We start from the raw sequence: 16808 nt of genomic DNA, 5'->3' as shown, positions 1-16808 counted from the left end.
TAAAGGGGAGAGAGTATTTCATGCGTCCGGCTTACCAAGAACTTTACGCCGCTCATTTGTTTCAACTCCAGCAGCGTACCAAAGCTGTGCTGGCCAGACAAAATCTGGATGGTCTGGTGATCCACTCCGGGCAGGCGAAACGCCAGTTCCTCGATGATATGGACTACCCCTTTAAAGTGAATCCGCAATTCAAAGCCTGGGTGCCGGTGTTGGATAACCCGAATTGCTGGTTGATTGTCGATGGCGAGAATAAACCCAAACTGGTGTTCTATTTACCAAAAGACTTCTGGCACAAGGTGCCGCAAGCGCCTGACAACTTTTGGTCCGGTTTTTTTGACATTCAGTTGTTGGATAAAGCCAATCAAGTCGACAAGTTACTGCCCTATGACAAGGCCCGTTATGCCTATATTGGCGAACACATCGAAGTCGCGCAGGCGCTGGGGTTCACGGAAATTAACCCGGATGCAGTGTTGAGTTACCTGCATTACCACAGAGCATACAAAACCGACTATGAACAAGCCTGTATGCGGGAAGCCAGCCGGATGGCGGTAGCAGGGCACCAGGCCGCCAAAACCGCCTTTTTTGCCGGCGGCAGTGAGTTTGATATTCAGCTGGCTTATCTGGCTGCGGTGCGCCAGGGCGAAAATGAAGTGCCGTATGGCAATATTATTGCGCTTAATCAGAATGCGGCCATTCTGCATTACACTGTGCTGGAGTCGCAGCCCCCGCAAAAGCGCCATTCATTTTTAATTGATGCCGGCGCCCAGTTCCACGGTTATGCGGCTGACATTACCCGCAGTTATAGTTATTTGCAGGATGAGTTTGCTGAGCTGATTACCGCGATGGATAAAGTGCAGCTGGAGCTGGTGGCTGGCCTGAAACCTGGCCTGAAATACCCGGATTTGCATGTGGAAGCGCATCAGCGTATTGCCCAAGTGTTAACAGACTTTGATTTTGTCCGTATGCCTGCCGCTGATATTGTCGAATCCGGTTTGAGCCAGGTGTTTTTCCCGCATGGCCTGGGCCATCACCTGGGGCTGCAAGTGCATGATGTGGGTGGCTTTATGGCGGACGAGCGGGGCACACATGTGGCTGCACCTGACGCCCATCCTTTCCTGCGCACCACGCGCACTGTGGAAGCCAATATGGTGTTTACCATTGAGCCCGGTCTGTATTTTATCGATTCATTGCTGGCTGATGCGCGCAACACCAAAGCGGGCCAGGCGGTGCATTGGGACAAGGTGGAACAATTCCGCAAGTTTGGTGGCATTCGCATTGAAGACAATGTGATTGTGCACAAAGACCGTAATGAAAATATGACCCGCGATCAGCAGCTGAACTGATGTCTGGTTGTTGGTTACTTGCTGCAACGGCTTCGTCTGAACAGGAAATCAAACGAAGCCGTTTTTTATGCACCTTATGGCCTGTCAGTAGCCTGGAGCAAGGCCAGGTTATTATTCAACAGCAAAAACAACTACATAGCTCGGCAGCCCATGTTTGCAGTGCTATGCTGTTAGCGCCTGGGCCTACAGGTCAGCCTGCTGCGAGCAGCGATGATGGCGAGCCCTCGGGTACAGCAGGCCGGCCTATGCTGGCGGTGCTGCAAGGCTCAGGACTGGCGGGGGTCTGTGCCACGGTGGTGCGCTACTACGGCGGTATTCAATTGGGGACTGGTGGTCTGGTTCGGGCCTACAGTGATGCTGTGCGACAGGCATTGCTGGTGGCTGAACGGCGTTTTCAGCCGGAATTGATCGGGGCTGAACTGGAGTTGTCTTACCCGGCTTTTGAAGCCATGCAACGGCAATGGGGCAATGTCTGGCAACTGGAATCGCAACAATTTCAGGCTGTGGTGCAGCTAAAATTGGCGTTACCTAAGCCGCAACAGGCAGAATTTGAGGATGATTTGATGCGTTATTCCGACAGACAAGCCAGCCTGCGCTGGCTGCAGGGACAATAAGCCCGATGCAATACCGCTCCATAATCCGCATTTTGGGCCTGTTGGTGGCCATTTTCAGTATCACGATGATCCCGCCTGCATTGGTCGCCTATTGGTACCAGGATGGTGCCGGCGTGCCTTTTTTGCTGTCGTTTATCTTGTCTATTGGTATCGGTTTATTGATCTGGTACCCGAACCGGCATGAAAAGTCTGAGCTGAAAGTGCGCGAAGGCTTTTTAATTGTGGTGTTGTTCTGGACTGTGCTTGGGGCTGTGGGAGCCTTGCCATTCTGGTTGTCAGACAAACCGGAAATGAACCTGGCCGCGGCGATGTTTGAAGCCTTCTCCGGACTTACTACCACAGGCGCTACTGTGCTGACCGGGCTGGAGACCCTGCCTAAAGCCATTTTGTTTTACCGCCAGCAACTGCAATGGTTTGGCGGCATGGGGATTATCGTGCTGGCGGTGGCGATACTGCCGATGCTGGGTGTTGGTGGCATGCAGTTGTACCGGGCCGAAACACCGGGACCGGTTAAAGATAATAAAATGACCCCGCGGATCGCCGATACCGCCAAGCATTTATGGTTTATCTACCTCGCCATTACGGTCGCTTGTTCCCTGGCATTTTATGTTGCAGGCATGGACTGGTTTGACGCTATCTGTCACGCTTTTTCTACGGTCGCCATCGGCGGATTTTCAACCTACGACGCCAGTATTGGCTACTTCAACAGTGTCAGTATCAATATGATCTGCGTGGTATTTTTGCTGCTCAGTTCAGTGAATTTCCCGCTGCACTTTGCGGCTATCCGCGGCAAAAGCGTGAAAACCTATTTGCGTGACCCCGAGTTCAAAGCCTTTTTGTGGATCCAGTTCCTGCTGGTGCTGGTGTGCTTTTTGGTCTTGCTGGAAGAGCAAATCTACCCGGACTGGCGCAGCGCGCTGAACCATGGCGTATTTCAGGCGGTGTCGATGTCAACCACAGCAGGCTTTTCTACTGCCAGCTTTGTGGCTTGGCCGCTGTTTTTGCCAATACTGCTGATTTTTGCCAGCTTTATCGGCGGCTGCGCTGGCTCTACTGCGGGTGGCCTAAAGGTGGTGCGGGTATTGTTGCTGTTTTTACAGGGCAAACGAGAGCTCAACCGGCTGGTGCATCCGCGGGCGATTTATTCCATCAAATTGGGCCGCCGCCCTGTCGATGACCGCATTGTTGAAGCGGTATGGGGCTTTTTTGCTGCATACGCCTTTGTGTTTGTGGTGATTATGTTGTTGCTTCTGCTGATTGGCCTGGACAATATCAGTGCTTTTACCGCGACTGCCGCTTGCTTAAACAACCTGGGTCCGGGTTTGGGTGAGGTGGCTGCCAATTTTGCTTCTGTACCGGACGCCGGCAAATGGGTGTTGGTGGTAGCGATGATTTTTGGCCGGTTGGAGATATTTACGTTGTTGGTACTTTTTATCCCCGCCTTCTGGAAAGATTAATTTTCCCGTCGCCAGAACGGCTGCGACTTCGTTGCTCACTTTTCACCACCTCATCACATCGTGATCTATGTTCAGGGGCTGTCGAAAAGCTTGCGCCTTGCCTCGCTCGTTCTGGCTTCTGCAGCCAACGCAGCTGCATCACCTGAAAAATGGGGTGGCCAGAACGGCTGTGACGTCGTTGCACACTTTTCGTCACCCAGTCCCAGAGCTGGCTCTGAGATGGGGCTGAAGGGTTAGATAAAGATGGCGCTGACCTGGAACAGGCGTTCCACTTCGGTGATGTACTTTTTGTCGACCAGAAACAGAATCACATGGTCGTTGCTTTCGATCACCACATTGTCATGGGCTATCAGCACTTCATCGCCCCGCACTATGGCGCCGATGGTTGCGCCTGGTGGCAACTTTATTTTGCCAATGGCCTGGCCTACCACTTTGGAGGTGGTTTTATCGCCATGGGCGACGGCTTCAATCGCTTCTGCAGCGCCACGGCGCAGTGAATAAACGTTGACGATGTCACCGCGGCGAATATGGGTCAGCAAGGCAGAAATAGTGGCTTGTTGGGGGGATACCGCAATATCCACTTCGCCACCTTGCAGCAGGTCGACATAAGCACCACGTTTAATCAGCACCATGGTCTTCTGTGCGCCCATACGTTTGGCCAGCATGGCAGACATAATGTTGGCTTCATCGTCGTTGGTGACGGCGAGAAACACATCCACTTGTTCGATGTTTTCTTCTTCCAGCAGCTCTGGGTCTGAGGCATCACCGACATAAACCACAGTGTTATCCAGCGCACTGGACAGAAACTCAGCCCGTTCTCTGCTGCGTTCAATCAGCTTCACGCTGTGGTTTTTCTCCAGCGCGCGCGCCAGACCAAAACCGACATTACCGCCACCGGCGATCATAATGCGGTGATAACTTTTCTCCAGCTTCTGTAGTTCACTCATCACGGCACGGATATGGCGTGTTGCGGCGACGAAAAACACTTCATCATCAGCCTCAATGACGGTAGTGCCCAATGGCTTAATGGCATGGCCGCGCCGGTAAATGGCAGCAACCCGGGCATCAATATGCGGCATGTGCTGTTTCAGCGTTGACAGCGCGTGGCCAACCAGCAGGCCGCCGTAATAGGCTTTAACTGCCACCAGGCTAACCTGGCCTTCCGCAAACTCCACCACCTGCAACGCACCCGGGTAGTCAATCAGGCGTTTGATATAGTCGGTGACCAGGGTTTCCGGTGAAATAAAGTGGTCAACCGGCATATCGTCTTTGTGAAACAGCTGGTCGCGGTATTTCAGATACTGGTTGGTGCGGATCCGTGCTATTTTCAGCGGCGTTGAGAAGATACTGTAAGCCACCTGGCAAGCGACAATATTCACTTCGTCGCTGCTGGTCACCGCAATGATCATATCGGCGTCTTCGGCACCGGCGCGTTTTAAGATATCCGGGTGGGCACTGTGGCCATGCACCACCTGCAAGTCAAACCTGTCCTGCAACGCACGCAGTTTATCCAGATTGATATCCACCACGGTAATATCGTTTTGTTCCCCTACCAGGTTTTCCGCCAATGTGGCTCCAACCTGACCTGCACCGAGGATAATGATCTTCATACGACCTCTGCGGTATTACCGCGTTGTTTTTCTGAGCTTAGCGTAATAAAAACCGTCCATTTGCTGCTGCCCTGGCAGAATTTGCCACTGGCTGTCGCTGTGTTCCGCAGACAGAGGAACCAACTCTGCATCTGGCTGCGCTTGCAGAAAATCGCTGATTTGCTGCTGATTTTCGTCCGGCAATACACTGCAGGTGGCATAAAGTAAAACGCCGCCTGGTTTCAGCAACGGCCAGATTTTTTGCAGAATCTGCTGCTGCAAGCTGGCAAGTGCTGCGATATCTGTTTTTTTGCGCAGCCAGCGGATATCCGGGTGACGTCGGATCACGCCGGTCGCTGAGCAGGGTACGTCCAATAAGATGCGGTCGAAACTGCGGCCCTGCGCCCATAGTTCCGGGGTGGCGGCATCGGCGGCAACGACTTCAGCCTGTAGTTGCAATCGTTCCAGATTGGCATGCACGCGTTGTAACCGGCGCGGATCTTTGTCCAGTGCTAACAGCTGAGCTTGTGGCGCCAACTCCAGAATATGGCTGGTTTTTCCGCCGGGCGCGCAGCAGGCATCGAGAATCGCCTCGCCGCTTTGCGGTTGCAGAAAATGGGCGGCGTGCTGGGCGGCGGCATCCTGCACTGAAAACCAACCGTCATCGTACCCAGGCAATAAGATCACTTCCTGGGCTTGCTCCAGCAGGATGGTGGTTGGCAGATAACTAAACGGCTGGCTGGCGTTCAGTCCTTCGGCTGCCAGTGCGGCCATAAAGGCGTCAGGCCGGATCCGCCGCTGATTAACCCGCAACCACAATGGTGCCTTTTGCTGGTTGGCGTCGATCACTTGTTGCCATTGCTCTGGATAGGCTTGCTGTAAGCTATTGACTATCCAGCCTGGGTGATTGGTCTGCACTGCGGCTGGCGCCTGACTGAAGTCGAATAGCTCGGGCTGGCGCTGTGCACTGCGCAGCACTGCATTGATAAGGCCTGTCAGCTTTTGGCCTTTGAGCAGTCGCGCGGCTTCTACGGTTTCACCTATGGCGGCATGGTCAGGGATGCGCAGGAATTTCAGCTGATACAAACCAACATAAATCAGAAACTGCAAAGGGCGCAGTTGTTTCACCAGCGGTTTGTCCATCAGTTTCTGACAGACAAACTCCAGCTGAGGCAACTGACGCATCAGGCCAAAACATATTTCCTGCAACAGCGCTTTGTCGGCCGGGTTTCCCAATTGTTGCTGAGCTTTTGGCAAGACATCGGAAAGCGAATGGCCCAAATCGACCACTTCATAACAACTTTGCGCCGCCAGCGCTCGCAGGTTAGTCAGCATCAGGCATACTCAGTTGCTGTCCAACCACCAGCCAGTCAGCGCGGCCATTGAGAAAATCAGTCACTTTCATCGGTTTTTTGCCGGCAGGTTGCAGCTCGGTGATGGCGAGCACACTGTCGGCACATTGAATGGCAATGCCTGTTTTATCCACCTGTACTACAGTGCCGACCGCTTTGTGCTGGCTGGGGCGCACTTCAGCTTTCCAGATTTTCAGTTGTTGGCTTTCCAGCTGCAAAATACTGATTGGCCAGGGGTTAAAAGCGCGGATTTCGCGTTCCAGTGCCGCTGCTGTTTTGGCAAAATTCAGCACAGCTTCGGTTTTATCCAGTTTCTCAGCGTAATTAGCCAGCTGGTCCTGCTGCACTTCTGCTTTGGCCTGCAGGGCCGGTAAATCCGTTAACGCGTCCAGCAAAGCGGCCGGGCCAACTTCTGCCAGTTTGTTATAGAGGCTGGTGCTGGTTTCATCCGATGCGATAGGGCAGGCCGCTTTGCTGAGCATGGCACCCGTATCCAGACCTTCATCCATTTGCATAATAGTGACACCGGATTGCTCATCACCGGCCCAAATGGCCCGCTGGATCGGGGCAGCACCACGCCAGCGCGGTAACAAGGAACCATGCACGTTAATGCAACCTAACTTAGGCGCTTGCAATACGGCTAACGGCAGGATCAGACCATAAGCAACCACCACCATCAGGTCTGCATTCAAGGCGGCCAACTCTTGCTGAGCTGGAGCTTTCTTCAGTGACTTAGGCTGGTAGACCGGGATCTTATGCGCCAGAGCAAGTTGTTTCACCGGGCTTTGTTGCAACTGGTGGCCGCGGCCAGCTGGACGATCGGGTTGGCTGTACACAGCAATTACCTGATGTTCGGAGTCCAGTAATGCCTGTAAGTGGCGGGCCGCAAAATCAGGGGTACCCGCAAAAATGATACGCAGTGGAGTGGTCAAGGGATATCCTGTCAGATTGCTTTGGCGAGCCGGGCTTCTTTTTCCAGTTTCTTTTTGATGCGGTCACGTTTTAACGGCGACAGGTAATCAATAAAGAGTTTGCCAACCAAATGGTCCAGCTCGTGTTGCAGGCAAATGGCCAAAAGACCATCGGCGTCAAATTCGAACCACTCGCCTTGTTCATTTTGAGCCTTCACCCGAACTTCGGCAGCACGCTCCACTTTGGCGTAGCTTTGAGGGACCGACAGGCAGCCTTCTTCGTAGCAGGTATCGCCACTTTTCGCGATGATTTCAGGGTTAATAAAGACCTGAGGCTGATTACGCTCTTCTGACAGGTCAATCACGACCACCCGCTGATGTACGTTCACCTGGGTTGCTGCCAGACCAATGCCATTTTCGGCATACATGGTTTCCAGCATGTCTTTGCAAAGCTGGCGGATCTCGTCATTTACTTCGGCAACGGGCTTAGCCACGGTGCGCAAACGTTCATCTGGGTAATGTAAAACGGTCAGTACTGTCATAGCCGGGAGAAAAATCCTGTCTGTTGTTAAGGCTGTGCTATGGTCTAATTTTAGCCATTTCTCTGGCGGATGGATAGCTTAGCGGGCTGAAAAGGCCCGTCCGCGGGCGGGGATCGGATGAAACTTCAACTTATTGCGTTAATTTTCGGCGTTCTTTCTACGGCTCCAAGCTCAGCTCAGCAGCTGACGTTAAAAGCAGATGCCCCAGCCCAGTACCAGGTAAAGACTGGCGATACTCTGTGGGGTATTGCCGGTCTTTACCTGGCAAAACCCTGGTTGTGGCCCGAACTATGGGAAGTTAACCCTGGGGTGAAAAATCCGGATCTGATTTACCCTGGTGACCTGCTAACGCTCAGATTTGACGCGCAGGGTCGGCCAACTCTGCAAAGGGAAGAAAGTGAGCCCCTACTTAGCTTTGCGTCTGAGTCTGTCAGCGCCACCTCGGACCGGGTAATTAAATTAAAACCCCGGGTTCGTACCTTGCAGCGGGGATCGGCACTTGATCTGTTGCCTGGGTCCCTCATTCAATCTTTCCTTGTCGGCCATCGCTTGGTGGCGCCTGCTGAGCTGGAGCAATCCGCTTATGTGGTCGGTGCCACGGTTGCGGTTAAAAATGCTGTCAGTGGCCATCTGATTTATGTACAAGGGAATCTGGATACCGGTCAGGCCTATGGCGTATATCGGCAAGCCGATGCTGTGGCAGACCCCCTCACCGGTGACGAGTTGGGCATTGAACTTGTGCCGCTTGCCCGCCTTAAATTGCTGCCGCCAGTCTCAGGTCAACAAGAAGGGTTACATAGGGCCGAGTTGTTCGACAGCCGACAAGAAGTCAGACAAGGCGATTGGGTGATGGCACTGCGCCAAAGCGCAGCTGTGCCTGCCAGGTTCAATCGGGTGGCGCTTCCTGCCAGTACCAAAGGTCTAATTCTCAGCAGCGCATCCGGATTCCGCGAGTTTGCCAACTGGGAAGTGTTGCTGGTGAATTTAGGGGCAGAGCAAGGCCTGATGCCAGGTCAATTGCTGTCGGTATTGCGGCCTTCTCCCCGGGTGTTGGACGGAACTCCCCCCAGTTACCCGCAAGACAGCGATGCCTGGCAGCGATTAACGGGAGCTTGGTTCAGTGACAGGGAAATGCCAACCGAAGTGGTTGGCAAGGTGATGGTTTTGGAACCACAAGCCAAAGCCAGCTATGTAATTGTTCTGGATGCCCTGATGCCATTGCATCTGGGCGACTGGGTAGGAGGGCAGGATGCCGGCCAACACTATTTGCAAACTAATGGCAGTACCGGGGCTGACCGGCCCTGAAGTTGGTCGCTGGTTAGAACTCTATGACAGGGATGAGCTGGTGCAGTTACCTGCCGCGCAATTGCTGGCGCTTGGCTGGACTCCCGGACAAATTGCTGTGCTTTCGTCGATCAAACCGGCCAGGTTGCAGCTGGCTGAATCCTGGCTGGCGCAAAGTGATGCGCATCATTTGGTGCTGTATTCAGACCCGGACTACCCAGAACTACTGCGCCAAACTAAAAATCCACCTTACCTGTTATTTGTCCAGGGCGACAAAGCCTTATTGGATCAGGCGCAGATTGCCATTGTGGGCAGTCGTCACCCGTCAGCCACCGCGAAACAAATTGCCCGTCAGTTTGGCGCTGAGTTGGCAGCACTGGGTCTGATCGTGACCAGTGGCATGGCTCAGGGCATTGATGGCTGCAGTCATCAGGGCGCTCTGGCTGGCGGAGGAAAAACCTTGGCGGTGCTCGGCAGTGGTTTGCAGCACATTTATCCCAAGCACCACCAGGCGTTGGCTGAGCAAATTGCCGCGCAGGGGGCGTTAATCAGTGAGTACTGGCCAGACACACCACCCAAAGCGGAGCACTTCCCACTGCGCAACCGCATCGTCGTGGGCATGAGTTTAGGCACTCTGGTGGTGGAAGCAGCAGAGAAAAGTGGTTCGTTGATCAGCGCCAAGCTGGCGGCCGATGAAGGACGGGAGCTGTTTGCCGTGCCCGGTTCTATCTACAATCCGCAGGCTGCCGGCTGCCATCAACTGATCCAGCAAGGTGCTAAATTAACCACTTGCGTGAAAGATATTCTGGAAGAGTGGAGCTTTTTGCAAAAACCTGGTCTAACTCTGCAAAAGGACAGTAAAAAAAATGCCCAAATAGGCTTGTTTGACTCCGCCATGTTGGCTAACGTAGGAGATGAGGCCACCGCTATCGATACCATAGCCGAGCGTTGTGGTTTACCGGTTGCGCAAGTCTCTATTGAATTACTTCAGCTGGAATTGGCCGGCGAAGTGGCAGCAGTACCTGGTGGTTACATCAGAGTGAGGAGGGCCTGACTATGTTTGATATCCTCATATACCTGTTCGAAAACTACATCCATAACGAATCAGAGATTTATGTTAACCACGCCGACCTGACCAAAGAACTCAGTAACGCCGGTTTTCATAATGACGATATATTCAAGGCACTGCGCTGGCTGGAAAGCCTGTCTGAGCTGCAGGAAAGCCATGTCAAACCTTATCTGACCAAAACTCCCAGTAATGCGGTGCGTATTTTCACCGTAGATGAACAACGCCGGCTGGACACCGAATGTAGGGGTTTTTTGTTATTTTTGGAGCAAATCAATGTGTTGGATGCTCCAACCAGGGAAATGGTGCTCGACCGGGTGATGGATCTTGACCAGAACCATGTCAGTCTCGATGACCTGAAATGGGTTGTGCTGATGGTACTGTTTAATGTTCCAGGGCATGAAAATGCTTATGCTCAAATGGAAGATCTTATTTTTGAAGAACCAACAGGCCCTCTGCATTAGCGACGGCTTTTCTGACTGAAAGCCTGACCGGATCTGCACCGGCTTCAGGCTTTCGGTTATACTCCGCGCAGCTCAGTATGCCGGAGAAGAACTATGCCCACAGAAGCGCTTTTTTCCCATGAAAAAGCTGTAGAACTTTGTCCGCTCTGCTCCAGCCCTTTACAGATCAAAAGTGGTAAAAATGGCCCCTTTTTAGGATGTTCGGCCTATCCAGGCTGTAATTACCTGAAAGCGTTGCATCCTCATGAAAATACAGTAGTCAAAGTGTTGGACAATGAACTTTGTCCGGATTGTCAGCAGCCGTTGGCTGTTAAAAATGGCCGTTACGGCATGTTCATTGGCTGTAGCAATTACCCTTCCTGCCACTTTGTGGTTCATCAGCAGGACGAAAACCAGGCCAGCGGGGTTGCTTGCCCGTCTTGCCATCAGGGTGAGCTGGTAGAGCGGACCAGCAAATATGGCAAAAGTTTTTATGGTTGCAACCGCTATCCGGATTGCACGTTTCTGGTGAACTTCAAGCCTGTTGCAGGGCAGTGTGAACACTGCCATTTTCCGCTGTTACTGGAAAAACCCTCAGCAGCAGGACTGAAACTTATTTGTGCGGATAAAAAATGCCAGCAGCTGCAGAGCGGCCAATAAAAAAGGCCATCCAGGCCCTTTTTAATCGCTTATCGCTTTGGCTCAGACCTTGCTGGCCAGAGTTTTGGCGACGTCAGCCACTTCTGGGAACCCAGCTTCAGGCAATAACGTACTTAGCGCCAAAAAGCGTTCCGCCAGTTGGGCTGGCGTGTCACCACAAAGATTAATGTGGCCCATTTTACGTCCTGGCCTTTTGCCTTTGCCGTACCAGTGCAGATGGCAACTTGGCAGACTTAACACAGCCGGGTCAACGTAATCTTCCCCCAGAATGTTGACCATCACGGTCGGACGAACTAACGCGGTGCTACCCAGTGGCAGGCCACAGACTGCACGTAAGTGGTTTTCAAATTGACAAGTGTCTGCACCTTGTTGCGTCCAGTGCCCAGAGTTATGCACCCGCGGTGCAATTTCGTTGACCAGTAGTTGATCGCCTACCTGAAAAAACTCCAGCGCCAGTACGCCGACATAACTCAGCTGGTTGGCCACGGCGTCGAACATCTGTTTCGCCTGCGCTTGTAACGCCTCATTGCTAGGCAATGCTTGTGATACTGTCAGCACGCCATTGACATGATGGTTTTCGGTCAAGGGGTAAACCACGGTTTCACCTTGGGCATTGCGAGCACCCACCAGGCTGACTTCGCGGTCAAAACGAACAAACTGCTCAGCCACTATGGCCTGCGGCAGACTATGTTCGGCGCCGGCCATAAAGGCGGCAATATCCGCCCACACGGCGGCGGCGTCAGCTTGCTGCTTTAAACGCCATTGGCCTTTGCCATCATAACCAGCTAAGGCGCTTTTCAGCACTAATGGCAAACCCAGTTGCTCGAGCGCAGCATAAAATTCGCTTTCGGTTTGCACAACACGATAAGCGGCATTGGCAACGCCCGCCTGATCCAATAAGGCTTTTTCCTGACGACGGTCGCCGCCTGCTTTAATTGCAGTGCTGTTGGGTCGAAATTTCCCGCTGGCTTCGCAGACCGCTTGCACCGGGTAAGGAATATGTTCGAATTCAGAACTGACCACGTCTGCGGCGGCGACGGCTTGCTCCAGCGTTAACGGATAAATTTCTCCTGTAACAGGATGCTGCACCTTGGCTGAATTTACGTCATAAGCGGTGACTTTCAGATTCAGTGGAGCGCCTGCCAACGCCATCATCCGTGCCAGTTGCCCGGCGCCCATTACTAACACATTCATCTGTTAGTCCTCTGCTGGGTTAGGGTGTGCCAGCACAGAGTCCGTCTGTTCTTTGCGGAAGGCATCAATTTTTGCCATCAACGTGTCGTCTGATGTCGCGAGGATCTGAGCTGCTAATAATCCGGCGTTGGCGGCTCCGGCGTCACCAATGGCCAAAGTACCCACAGCAACACCTTTCGGCATTTGCACAATAGACAATAACGAATCCAGGCCTTTCAGGGCTTTGGACTGAACTGGAACGCCTAAAACCGGCAGACTGGTAAAGGCAGCTGCCATACCTGGTAAGTGAGCAGCACCACCGGCACCTGCAATAATTACTTTTAAACCACGGCTGGCTGCAGCACCGGCATAATCAGCCAATAACTGCGGGGTTCTGTGAGCGGAAACTACCGTTGTTTCATAGGGAATTTGAAATCTGTCGAGCATATCGGCGGCGTTTTTCATCGTCGGCCAATCCGATTTAGACCCCATGATAATACCTACTTTCATTGTCGTTTCCTCAAAGCATTGCAGAACTGGCATAATTAAAGGCGCTATTATAGCCAGCTCACCTGTAGCGGCCAACTTAAGACGTGGACTTTATGAGTAAACACCCCCAATTGAATGACGCTGTGGCTGCGTTGCAGCAAGGCAAAGTTATTGCTTATCCGACAGAAGCCGTATTTGGCGTAGGTTGCGACCCTGATAATACTGACGCCATTGCTTTGTTGTTGCAGATCAAACAGCGGCCAAAAAGCAAAGGTTTAATCCTGATTGCGGCAGACTTTGCGCAATTACTGCCTTATATTGCCGCCGATCAGATCACGGATGAACAACGTCAGCTAATGCTCGGCAGTTGGCCAGGCCCCGTGACTTGGGTGGTACCGGCGTCATCACGCTGCAGCGACTGGCTGACCGGTCAGTTCAGCACTATTGCTGTGCGTGTCAGTGATCATCCGTTGGTGCAACAATTGTGTCTGGCTTATGGCAAGCCGCTGACATCCACCAGCGCTAATTTGTCTGGTCTGGAGCCAGGCCGCAGCACTGACGAAGTTGCGGAGCAATTGGCAGATCAATTGGCTGTGATTGTTGATGCACCGACAGGTGGCCGGACTGCGCCTTCAGAAATTCGTGATTTAGCCAGTGGGCAGATTTTCAGAGCAGGATAAATGATGCAACAGGTAGACAAACAACAGGTAAAACAGTTTCTGCTGCAGTTGCAGGAACAAATTTGTGACCAACTCACTGCGGTCGATGGCCAGGCATACTTTGTCGAAGATAGCTGGGACAGAGCCGAAGGCGGCGGTGGCCGTTCACGGGTGCTGACGCAAGGCGCAGTGTTTGAGCAGGCTGGCGTGAATTTCTCTCATGTGTTTGGCGACAAGATGCCTGCGTCGGCGACGGCCCACCGACCCGAGTTGGCCGGTCGTAAGTTTGAAGCCATGGGCGTGTCCTTGGTGATCCACCCGTCCAACCCTTATGTACCGACCAGCCACGCCAATGTGCGGTTTTTTATCGCAGAAAAGGAAGGTGAAGCGCCGGTGTGGTGGTTCGGTGGTGGTTTTGACCTGACGCCTTATTACCCTTTTGAAGAAGATGTGCTGCATTGGCACCAGGTTGCTAAAGACAGCTGTGACGCTTTTGACCCTGGTTATTACCTGAAATACAAAGCCTGGTGTGACGAGTATTTCTATTTAAAACACCGCGGGGAAACCCGTGGGGTTGGTGGTTTGTTTTTTGACGATCTGAACGAAGCCGGCTTTGAACAAAGCTTTGCCTTTATGCGGGCAGTGGGCGAAGCCTATTGCAAGGCCTACATCCCTATTGTGCAAAAGCGCAAAACCACTGCTTACGGTGAAGCGCAGCGGCAATTCCAGTTATACCGCCGTGGCCGCTATGTTGAATTCAATCTGGTATTTGACCGAGGCACTTTGTTCGGTTTGCAAAGTGGTGGACGCACCGAATCTATTCTGATGTCGATGCCGCCATTGGTTCGCTGGGAATATGGCTATCAGCCTGAAGCGGGCTCGCCGGAAGCTAAGTTATATGAGCGCTACCTCAAACCGCAAAACTGGCTGAATCTCTAAAGGTGAAAAGGCGGCAAGGGCCGCCTCTTTAGTTATCGCTGTTGATCATATGACTGGCCAGTTGGTTCAGGGCTTCTTTTAAACCGCCGCGCAGCAGTTTGTCTTCCACCACTTCATCCAATGCTTTATTCATGCAGAACATCCACTGGTCGCGTAGCTGGGGGGTCACAGTAAAAGGCATATGCCGCATCCGTAGCCGTGGGTGACCGTATTTCTGTTCGAATAACGAAGGCCCACCTAACCAACCAGATAAAAATTCGAAGAACTTTTGCCGGATAGTGTCCAGTGGTAACGGATGTATGGCATAAAGCTCGGCGCATTCTGGAGCTGACGCCATAATATCGTAGAATCGATTGGCCAGACGCCGCGTTGGCGCCTCGCCACCAATTAATTCATAAGGGGTGACTTGTGGCGTGGGGTGACGCTTGTTATCGTCGGGTTTAAGCATTTTTTTCAGCAACTTCAACATAGGATTATCGTGGACCGTTACGCAGTATTTGGGCATCCGATTGCACATTCAAAATCACCGCTGATCCATAGCTGGTTTGCCGAACAAACAGGGCAATCTTTAAGTTACGAGGCCATTCTAGCACCGCAGGATGGCTTTGCCGAATCCTGGGCTGAGTTTGTCCGCACAGGTGGGCGCGGTGGTAACGTCACTGTTCCATTTAAAGAGCAGGCATTTGCGCTGGCCGGTCAACTAAGCGCGCGAGCAAAGCAGGCGGGAGCGGTAAACACCTTATACATAGATAGTGCAGGTGTCTTGTGTGGCGACAATACCGATGGTTTGGGTTTGGTGGCCGACCTACAGCGACTGGCGGCTCCGCTGATAAATGCGAGCGTGCTGGTGTTAGGGGCAGGAGGCGCTGCCCGCGGGGTTGTCGGGCCTCTGCTTGACTCCGGAGTGAGCAAAGTCCATATCGCCAATAGGACCGCCAGCAAGGCTGAGCAAATAGCTGCGCTATTTCAGCATCACGTCAGTGCGTCGGGTTATGGGAATATTCCGCATGAGCCCTGGCATCTGGTGATCAACGCTACCTCCAGCGGTTTATCGGCGGAGCGACCACCACTGGATGAAGCCCATTTGGCAGCTACGCAGTTGGCATATGACATGCTGTATGGCAAAGAACCAACGGCTTTTTTGGCCTGGTGCGCGGAACATCAGATAGTTTGTGCCGACGGTTTAGGTATGTTGGTGGGTCAGGCGGCAGAAGCTTTCGCTATTTGGCGGGGCGTAAAGCCGCAGGTAGAACCTGTATTAAAGAGGCTGCGTCAGGAGCTTGGCTTATGAATCAGCAACTGATCTTTAATCACGATTTTGTCTGGAACGAGCATGAACAGGCTGCGCAATGCAGTTGTCTTCAGGCAGGTCTGAAAGTGATCATCTATATAAAGAAGCCTGAAGGCTGGATAGCCGATGCCTGGCTGGTTCAGGTAAAAGAAGATTACTTTTTCTGGGAAGAGGAAATTGAGGCTGCGCTGGATGCTCAGCCTTTGGGTGAGGACGCTATTTTAAGGCTGGATGGTTCAGCTTAAGCTTCCGCCAAATAGTCATCTTTCAACACAACATAATTTTCAGCCGACTGAGGTAAAAACTTCAATTCTGCTTCTGTGAGTGGCCGGGCCTGCTTCACCGGGCTACCGACATAGAGGTAGCCGGATGCCAGTCGTTTGCCTGGTGGCACCAATGAACCTGCACCAATAATCACATTGTCTTCGACTATGGCTTCATCCATCACGATGGCGCCCATGCCCACCAGAATCTTATTTCCCAACTGGCAACCATGCAGCATGACTTTATGTCCCACAGTGACTTCATCACCAATAATAAGAGGAGAGCCTTGCGGATTTTTACTGGTAGGCCGGGATACATGCAGGACTGAACCGTCTTGTATATTGCTGCGTGCACCAATGCGGATTTTGTTCACATCACCGCGCGCGGCGACCAAAGGCCAGATACTGCTGTCTTTGCCAATTTCAATATCGCCCATCACTACTGCTGATTCATCTATATAGACGGCTTCGGCAAGAGTTGGGGATATACCTTTATAAGTGCGTAGGGACATAAAAACCTCCTGAATTTGGCTTGAGTATGCTAGAAATGTTCAAAAAAAGCACCTTTCGTTCAAAAGTCATCCGAACAAACCCGAATTTATAAGTTTTCTTGTTTTCCCTGTTGCGCGGTTCCAAAAACTCCCTATAATGCGCGCCATGCCGACGGGGTGAAGCGAAAGCGACTCTGGTGGTGATAAAAAATGAAGTGAAAAACATCGTAAAATGATGCTTG

19 protein-coding genes are annotated in these 16808 nt (G+C 52.4%); 11 read left to right on the top strand and 8 right to left on the bottom strand.

The features are described from left to right. Nucleotides 1–20 precede the first annotated feature (20 nt). The 3 genes from pepQ to ACFO3I_RS16045 are packed head-to-tail and all read left to right on the top strand — an operon-like array spanning nucleotide 21 to nucleotide 3414. A complete protein-coding gene (pepQ, locus tag ACFO3I_RS16055) occupies nucleotides 21–1343 on the top strand; it encodes a Xaa-Pro dipeptidase (RefSeq protein ID WP_377335686.1) in 1323 nt (440 codons plus the stop codon). After that, nucleotides 1343–1957, top strand: a complete 615-nt coding sequence (locus tag ACFO3I_RS16050; protein WP_377335684.1) for an IMPACT family protein — start codon at nucleotides 1343–1345, stop codon at nucleotides 1955–1957. Before pepQ ends, ACFO3I_RS16050 begins: the two co-directional genes overlap by 1 nt. Before the next feature lie 5 nt (nucleotides 1958–1962). Continuing rightward, nucleotides 1963–3414 (top strand): TrkH family potassium uptake protein, encoded by a 1452-nt coding sequence (locus ACFO3I_RS16045; RefSeq protein WP_377335682.1) that lies wholly within the window; start codon nucleotides 1963–1965, stop codon nucleotides 3412–3414. Nucleotides 3415–3647: 233 nt separating this feature from the next. On the opposite strand, the gene trkA is transcribed toward ACFO3I_RS16045, so the two are convergent. From trkA to def, 4 genes are read right to left on the bottom strand one after another with little or no spacing between them, the layout of a single operon-like run. After that, nucleotides 3648–5024 (bottom strand): Trk system potassium transporter TrkA, encoded by a 1377-nt coding sequence (gene trkA, locus ACFO3I_RS16040; protein ID WP_337841925.1) that lies wholly within the window; start codon nucleotides 5022–5024, stop codon nucleotides 3648–3650. Nucleotides 5025–5039: 15 nt separating this feature from the next. Next, nucleotides 5040–6338 carry a 16S rRNA (cytosine(967)-C(5))-methyltransferase RsmB gene (gene rsmB, locus ACFO3I_RS16035; RefSeq protein WP_377335680.1) on the bottom strand — a complete coding sequence of 433 codons (1299 nt, stop codon included), beginning with the start codon at nucleotides 6336–6338 and terminating at the stop codon, nucleotides 5040–5042. Continuing rightward, nucleotides 6328–7287: a methionyl-tRNA formyltransferase gene (fmt, locus tag ACFO3I_RS16030; protein WP_377335678.1), complete on the bottom strand. Its 960-nt coding sequence runs from the start codon at nucleotides 7285–7287 to the stop codon at nucleotides 6328–6330. The genes rsmB and fmt overlap by 11 nt, the downstream gene beginning before the upstream one ends. Nucleotides 7288–7298: 11 nt before the next feature. After that, nucleotides 7299–7808: a peptide deformylase gene (def, locus tag ACFO3I_RS16025; protein WP_337841928.1), complete on the bottom strand. Its 510-nt coding sequence runs from the start codon at nucleotides 7806–7808 to the stop codon at nucleotides 7299–7301. A 117-nt stretch (nucleotides 7809–7925) separates the two neighbouring features. On the opposite strand from def, the gene ACFO3I_RS16020 reads away from it, so the two are divergent. The 4 genes from ACFO3I_RS16020 (at nucleotide 7926) to ACFO3I_RS16005 (ending at nucleotide 11261) form a co-directional block, all read left to right on the top strand. Continuing rightward, on the top strand, nucleotides 7926–9113 hold the full coding sequence (locus tag ACFO3I_RS16020) for a LysM peptidoglycan-binding domain-containing protein (RefSeq protein WP_377335676.1): 1188 nt from the start codon (nucleotides 7926–7928) through the stop codon (nucleotides 9111–9113). Then, nucleotides 9058–10146 (top strand): DNA-processing protein DprA, encoded by a 1089-nt coding sequence (gene dprA / locus ACFO3I_RS16015; protein ID WP_377335674.1) that lies wholly within the window; start codon nucleotides 9058–9060, stop codon nucleotides 10144–10146. The genes ACFO3I_RS16020 and dprA overlap by 56 nt, the downstream gene beginning before the upstream one ends. Before the next feature lie 2 nt (nucleotides 10147–10148). After that, nucleotides 10149–10622, top strand: coding sequence for a DUF494 family protein (locus ACFO3I_RS16010; protein WP_377335672.1), 474 nt, complete (start codon nucleotides 10149–10151; stop codon nucleotides 10620–10622). 93 nt (nucleotides 10623–10715) lie between these two features. Beyond that, a complete protein-coding gene (locus tag ACFO3I_RS16005) occupies nucleotides 10716–11261 on the top strand; it encodes a DNA topoisomerase family protein (protein ID WP_377335670.1) in 546 nt (181 codons plus the stop codon). A gap of 42 nt (nucleotides 11262–11303) precedes the next feature. Here ACFO3I_RS16005 and ACFO3I_RS16000 read toward each other — a convergent pair whose 3' ends face one another. Then, nucleotides 11304–12455 (bottom strand): 5-(carboxyamino)imidazole ribonucleotide synthase, encoded by a 1152-nt coding sequence (locus ACFO3I_RS16000; protein WP_377335668.1) that lies wholly within the window; start codon nucleotides 12453–12455, stop codon nucleotides 11304–11306. 3 nt (nucleotides 12456–12458) lie between these two features. After that, nucleotides 12459–12944: a 5-(carboxyamino)imidazole ribonucleotide mutase gene (gene purE, locus ACFO3I_RS15995; protein WP_377335666.1), complete on the bottom strand. Its 486-nt coding sequence runs from the start codon at nucleotides 12942–12944 to the stop codon at nucleotides 12459–12461. Nucleotides 12945–13036: 92 nt separating this feature from the next. Here purE and tsaC point away from each other — a divergent pair, with 92 nt between their 5' ends. Together tsaC and hemF are read left to right on the top strand one after the other, a co-directional pair. Further along, nucleotides 13037–13603 (top strand): L-threonylcarbamoyladenylate synthase type 1 TsaC, encoded by a 567-nt coding sequence (gene tsaC / locus ACFO3I_RS15990; protein WP_377335664.1) that lies wholly within the window; start codon nucleotides 13037–13039, stop codon nucleotides 13601–13603. Nucleotides 13604–13606: 3 nt separating this feature from the next. After that, nucleotides 13607–14521, top strand: coding sequence for an oxygen-dependent coproporphyrinogen oxidase (gene hemF, locus ACFO3I_RS15985; protein WP_377335783.1), 915 nt, complete (start codon nucleotides 13607–13609; stop codon nucleotides 14519–14521). A gap of 28 nt (nucleotides 14522–14549) precedes the next feature. On the opposite strand, the gene ACFO3I_RS15980 is transcribed toward hemF, so the two are convergent. Next, nucleotides 14550–14990 (bottom strand): group II truncated hemoglobin, encoded by a 441-nt coding sequence (locus ACFO3I_RS15980; protein WP_377335662.1) that lies wholly within the window; start codon nucleotides 14988–14990, stop codon nucleotides 14550–14552. Between the two features lie 9 nt (nucleotides 14991–14999). On the opposite strand from ACFO3I_RS15980, the gene aroE reads away from it, so the two are divergent. Continuing rightward, nucleotides 15000–15812, top strand: a complete 813-nt coding sequence (aroE, locus tag ACFO3I_RS15975; RefSeq protein WP_377335660.1) for a shikimate dehydrogenase — start codon at nucleotides 15000–15002, stop codon at nucleotides 15810–15812. Continuing rightward, a complete protein-coding gene (locus tag ACFO3I_RS15970) occupies nucleotides 15809–16057 on the top strand; it encodes a DUF1488 domain-containing protein (protein ID WP_377335658.1) in 249 nt (82 codons plus the stop codon). Before aroE ends, ACFO3I_RS15970 begins: the two co-directional genes overlap by 4 nt. Here ACFO3I_RS15970 and ACFO3I_RS15965 read toward each other — a convergent pair. After that, nucleotides 16054–16587, bottom strand: coding sequence for a gamma carbonic anhydrase family protein (locus tag ACFO3I_RS15965; protein ID WP_377335656.1), 534 nt, complete (start codon nucleotides 16585–16587; stop codon nucleotides 16054–16056). The two genes, ACFO3I_RS15970 and ACFO3I_RS15965, sit on opposite strands and share 4 nt — an antisense overlap. Between the last annotated feature and the right edge of the window lie 221 nt (nucleotides 16588–16808).

The sequence above is a fragment of the Rheinheimera marina genome, from assembly GCF_042654345.1.
In the GTDB taxonomy this organism is placed as follows: domain Bacteria; phylum Pseudomonadota; class Gammaproteobacteria; order Enterobacterales; family Alteromonadaceae; genus Pararheinheimera; species Pararheinheimera marina.
This window is presented reverse-complemented; position numbering and strand designations above follow the sequence as displayed.